This window comes from Acidovorax sp. HMWF018, from assembly GCF_003061035.1.
Lineage (GTDB): Bacteria > Pseudomonadota > Gammaproteobacteria > Burkholderiales > Burkholderiaceae_C > Acidovorax > Acidovorax delafieldii.
In genome coordinates this window covers 1-5,264 of record NZ_QAIM01000542.1, presented here as the reverse complement: position 1 = coordinate 5,264, position 5,264 = coordinate 1, and the positions used below count along the sequence as shown (strand labels likewise).

Below are 5,264 nucleotides of genomic sequence, written 5' to 3'. Positions count from 1 at the left end.
TGGCAGGGCCGGGGTGCAGGCGCGCACGCGGCCGGGTGCCGTGGAGTGCGCTGGCCTGCAGGGCGTCAGATCAGCCGGTCGGTATGGTTGGTGATCTTCTTGAGTGGCTTGCTGCGCGCCGGGCTGACCATGATCGGCACCTCGGTAGCGCCGCCGGTCCAGGCGGGGTCCTCGATGCTGTCGAACACCTGGCGCAGCTTTTGTCCCCAGCTGTCGTGCAGCATCCGAAAGTACGGGTTGTTCTCGTCGATGCAGATGACCTTGTCGGTGGCAAAGCGGTCCACCTCGTACACCACCAGGTCCAGCGGCAGGCCCACCGACAGGTTGGACTTGAGCGTGCTGTCCATCGACACCAGCGCGCACTTGGCAGCCTCGTCCAGTGGGGTCTCGGGCGTGAGCACGCGGTCGAGCACGGGTTTGCCGTATTTGGATTCGCCAACCTGGAAGTACGGTGTTTCGGACGTGGCCTCGATGAAGTTGCCTGCCGAGTACACCTGGAACAGGCGCATGCCCTCGCCCTTGATCTGGCCGCCAAACACCATGGACACATTGAAGTCCACGCCCGAGCGCTTGAGGGCTGCGCCGTCGCGCTCGTGCACGTGGCGCACGGCGGCGCCCAGCACGCGGGCGGCGTCGAACATGCTTTTGGCATTCCAGATGGTGATGGCTTCGCCAGACTCGCCGTCCTTGATCTGTTCGGTCTGCAAGATCTCTCGCACCGATTGCGAGATGGACAGGTTGCCCGCCGACAGCAGCACCATGAAGCGGTCACCCGCCTTCTCGTAGACCATCATCTTGCGAAATGAGCTGATCTGGTCCAGGCCGGCATTGGTGCGGGAATCGGACAGGAAAACCAGCCCGGCGTTGAGTTTGATGGCGACGCAGTACGTCATGGAGCAATGGGGGTTGTTGTTTGGAGGTAACCCGCGAGTTTAGTCGCCTGTGGCATGGGCGGCCTGTGTGCCCTGCAGGCGGCCCCCAGCTGTTACGGGGTGTGGATATTCAAAATTGATAGCGGCCAGGGCACATGGCACTAGCGCCTGATGCCCCTGGGACTCAAAAATGCGCTGGCGGTGTGCCCTGAGCCCGGTCAGCAGCCTGCAGCGCAGCCGGGGTGGGCGTCGCTTCAGCCTGCCATCTTCTTGAGCTGGTACAGCGCATCCAGCGCTTCGCGCGGGCTCAGGGCGTCGGGGTTGATGCCTGCCAGCGCGGCCTCGATAGGGCTGGCGCCTGCGCTCTCGGGCACCTCGGGCGCGGCGAACAGGTCCACTTGCAACTCATCCTCGCCCGCGCGCTCTTCGAGCGCGGCCAGCGCATGGCGGGCGTGGTGCAGCACGGGCGAGGGCATGCCCGCCAGCTTGGCCACCTGAATCCCGTAGCTGCGACTGGCCGGGCCGGGCTGGATCTCGTGCAGGAACACGATGTCTGTGCCGGACTCGGTGGCGCTCACATGCATGTTGATCGCGTGGCGCGCTTTGGCGGGAAGCTCGGTCAACTCGAAATAGTGCGTGGCAAACAGCGTGAAGGCGCGGGTCTTGTCGTGCAGGTGGGTGGCAATGCCGCTGGCCAGCGCCAGGCCGTCGAACGTGCTGGTGCCCCGGCCGATCTCGTCCATCAGCACCAGGCTGTGGGGCGTGGCGGCGTGCAATATCTGCGCAGCCTCGGTCATCTCCAGCATGAAGGTGGACTGCGCATTGGCCAGGTCGTCGGCCGCGCCGATGCGGGTGTGGATGGCGTCGATGGGCCCCAGGCGGCAACTGGCGGCTGGCACATGGCTGCCCATGCTGGCGAGCAGCACGATGAGCGCGACCTGGCGCATGTAGGTCGATTTACCGCCCATGTTGGGGCCGGTGATGACCTGCATGCGCGTGTTGGCGTTCAGGCGCGTGTGGTTGGCAATGAAGCTGCCGCTCGATGTCTCGGCCAGGCGCGCCTCCACCACCGGGTGGCGGCCGCCCTCGATCTCGATGCAGGGCTCGGGCACGAACTGCGGCGCGCACCAGTGGAGGGTGAGCGAGCGTTCGGCCAGCGTGCACAGCACATCCAGCGTGGCCAGGGCCTGGGCCAGGCGGGTCAGCTGCGGGATGTGGGGCTGCAGCTGGTCCAGGATCTGCTCGTACAGCCATTTCTCGCGGGCCAGTGCGCGCTCGTTGGCTGACAAGGCCTTGTCTTCAAACGCCTTGAGTTCGGGTGTGATGAAGCGCTCGGCGTTCTTCAGCGTCTGGCGGCGGCGGTAGTCATCAGGCACCTTCTCGACATGGCTGCTGGTGACCTCGATGTAGAAGCCGTGCACCTTGTTGAACTGCACGCGCAGGTTGGGGATGCCGGTGCGGGCTTTCTCACGGGTTTCCAGGTCCAGCAGGAAGGCGTCGCAGTTGGTCTGGATGGCGCGCAGCTCGTCCAGCTCGGTGTCGAAGCCGTTGGCGATCACGCCGCCGTCGCGCACCAGGGCGGCGGGCTCTTCGGCAATTGCGGTCTGCAGCAGTGCCATGCAACCCTCGGGTGGTTGCAGGTGGCTGAAAATCTGCATTAAATAGGGCTCTGGTGCCCTTCCGTTCAGCGCAAGCAGCTCTGATTTTTGTAGCGTTTTGCCCAGCGCGACCAGCTCGCGCGGGCGCACCTGGCGCAGCGCAATGCGGGCGGTGATGCGTTCCACATCACTCACGCCCTTGAGTTCGCCGCGCAGCGTGGACCAGGGGCCGGCACCGCCGCCTGCACCGCCCGCGCCCCGCAAGGCCGTGGTGGCCGAGAGGCGCTGGCGTGCCTCGGCGCGGTCGCGGCGCGGCTCCAGCAGCCAGGTCTTGAGCAGTCGGCTGCCCATGCCGGTCATGCAGGTGTCGAGCAGCGAGAACAGCGTGGGTGCATCGTCACCACGCAGGGTCTTGACCAGCTCCAGATTGCGGCGCGTGGTGGCGGGTAGGTCGATGAGGTCGTCGTTGCGCTGCACCTGCACGCTGTGCACGTGGGTGAGGGTGCGGCCCTGCGTGTGCTCGGCGTAGGTCAGCAGTCCGGCGGCGGCGGCGTGGGCCTCGCCCAATTCGTGTGCACCCCAGGCCTGGAGGCTGGCCGCGCCCAGGTTTTCGAGCAGCTTGCGCTCGCCCAGGGCACTGTCGAACTGCCAGTCGGGCCGCAGGCTCATGGGGCAGGTGAAGGCGCCGCCCTGGCGCAGCACCTGCAGTTGTTGTTCAAAGCGCTCGGTCACGCCTGCGCTGTAGATCAGTTCGCTGGGCGCCACGCGGGCCAGCCAGGCGCCCAGTTCGTCGTGCGCACATTCGGCCAGGTACACGCGGCCCTGCGTCACGCTCAGCCACGCCAAACCACAGCGCGCGCGGGGCGCCTGGTGCACGGCCATCAGCAGCGATTCGGATTTGTCGGACAGCAGTTCAGTGTCGGTCAGCGTGCCGGGTGTGACCACGCGCACCACCTTGCGCTCCACCGGGCCCTTGTTGGCGCCCACTTCGCCCACCTGCTCGGCAATCGCCACCGACTCGCCCATCTTGATCAGGCGCGCCAGATAGTTCTCCAGAGCGTGGAAGGGCACACCGGCCATCACCACCGGCTGGCCGCCCGACTGGCCGCGCTGTGTGAGCGTGATGTCGAGCAGGCGCGCGGCCTTCTCGGCGTCCTGCCAGAAGACCTCGTAGAAGTCGCCCATGCGGTAGAACAGAAGCGTCTCGGGGTACCCGGCCTTGAGGGCCAGGTACTGCTGCATCATGGGTGTGTGGTGTTCGAGCGTGTCGGACATGCAGGGGGTGGCAGGAATGAGGCGTGGACTGTAGCAGTTCGATCATCGGGTTTCCCCCTGGGCAATTCCACTGCGTTCTGCCAAGATGTTACGTTTTGACATACTCTTGGCTGTATGCTGGCAGCTTGACCCTGAACGGAGCCACCCTCCGTCGAGAGTTGGTGTTTCAACCCCAGGATTCAGAGGCTTCAGAGCGACCGTGATTTCGTCCGAACTGTTGACCGACCTCCTCGCCCCTACCGGGGAAGGCCTCATCGAGCCCATGGCGCAGGCGCGCCTTCAAGCGCTGGTGGACGCGGTGCCGGTGGCGCTCATGGAGTTTCGTCTGCAAGACGGCCGCCTGCTGCTGCTGGCCGCCAACGCGGCGGCACGGCGCATGCCAGGGCTGGGAGCGGTACGGCATCCGGGCGTGGATGCGTCGGAGGTGTTTGACCTGCTGGCCAACACGCCGCTGCTGGACCAGTTGCTCGGCGTGGTGCGCGTGGGGGCTCCGCTGGAGTGCCGCCAGGTGGTGCGCGAGCCCGGTCGGCTGTTGCTGGCCTGGGACTTGTCGGCCCGCCGCGTGACCAATGACTGCATCGTGGTCACGGTGCGCGATGCCTCTGAAGCCGAAAATCTGCGGGTATCACTGGCCGCATCCGAGCGTGCGCTGGAAGAAGTGCGGCGCGAGTTGCGCGAGCAGACCGACGTGTTCAACACCATGGAGAGCCTGGCGCGCACTGGCCATTGGCGGCGCATTGAAGACCCGGGCGAAACGGTGCTGCTCTGGTCGCCAGGGCTGTGCAACATCGCCGGGTTTGAGCAGCAGGAATGGGTGGACCCCGAGCGCGCGGTCAGTGGCATCCTGCCGGAAGACCGGCACGTGTTCGACAAGATCCGAGAACGGGGATCTGGCCTGGATGTGGAGTACCGCTGGCGACGACCAGATGGCGAGGTGCGCTGGATGCGTTCGCGGGTTCAACGCACGCTGCCGCGCGATGGCGTGCAGGTCGTCATGGGGGTGGTGCAGGATGTGACGGACGAGCACCGCGCTGCGGAGCAATTGCGCGAACAACTCTTGTTCATTCAGCGCATTGCCAGCCGCATCCCCGGCTTCATCTACGAATACCGGCTGCATACCGATGGTGGCACCAGCGTGCAGTACATCAGCGATGCCGTGCGCGAATTCATGGGCGTGGAGCCGCACGAGGTCACGGCCGACCACGGCGTGCTCATGCACCGCGTGGTGCCTGAAGACCTGCCGCTGGTGCAGCGCTCGGCCATGATGTCGGTGCGCAAGCTGGTGCCCTGGCAGTGCGAATACCGTGTGCGAATGAACGACGGGAGCGTGCGCTGGCACATGACCAACGCCATTCCACACCGCGAGGCCGATGGCTCGGTGGTGTCCCATGGCTTCACTATGGACATCACCGACCGCAAGCTGGCCGAACAAGAGATCGAACGCCTGGCGTTCTACGACGCGCTCACGGGTCTGCCCAACCGCCGCCTGCTGCTGGACCGCCTGCAACGCTCCATCGCC

Annotated in this window: 3 protein-coding genes; 1 reads left to right on the top strand and 2 read right to left on the bottom strand. The window is 65.9% G+C overall.

Annotation, left to right across the window (positions count from 1 at the left end; genetic code table 11):
• Positions 1–65 precede the first annotated feature (65 nt).
• Positions 66–893, bottom strand: a complete 828-nt coding sequence (locus DBR23_RS22955) for a proteasome-type protease (protein WP_056067065.1) — start codon at positions 891–893, stop codon at positions 66–68.
• Positions 894–1,126: 233 nt separating this feature from the next.
• Entirely contained in the window at positions 1,127–3,745 is a 2,619-nt protein-coding gene (gene mutS, locus DBR23_RS22950) for a DNA mismatch repair protein MutS (protein ID WP_108499687.1), read from the bottom strand.
• A 199-nt stretch (positions 3,746–3,944) separates the two neighbouring features.
• On the opposite strand from mutS, the gene DBR23_RS22945 reads away from it, so the two are divergent.
• The coding region (locus tag DBR23_RS22945; RefSeq protein WP_233250689.1) for a PAS domain-containing protein at positions 3,945–5,264 on the top strand (1,320 nt) is incomplete at its 3' end.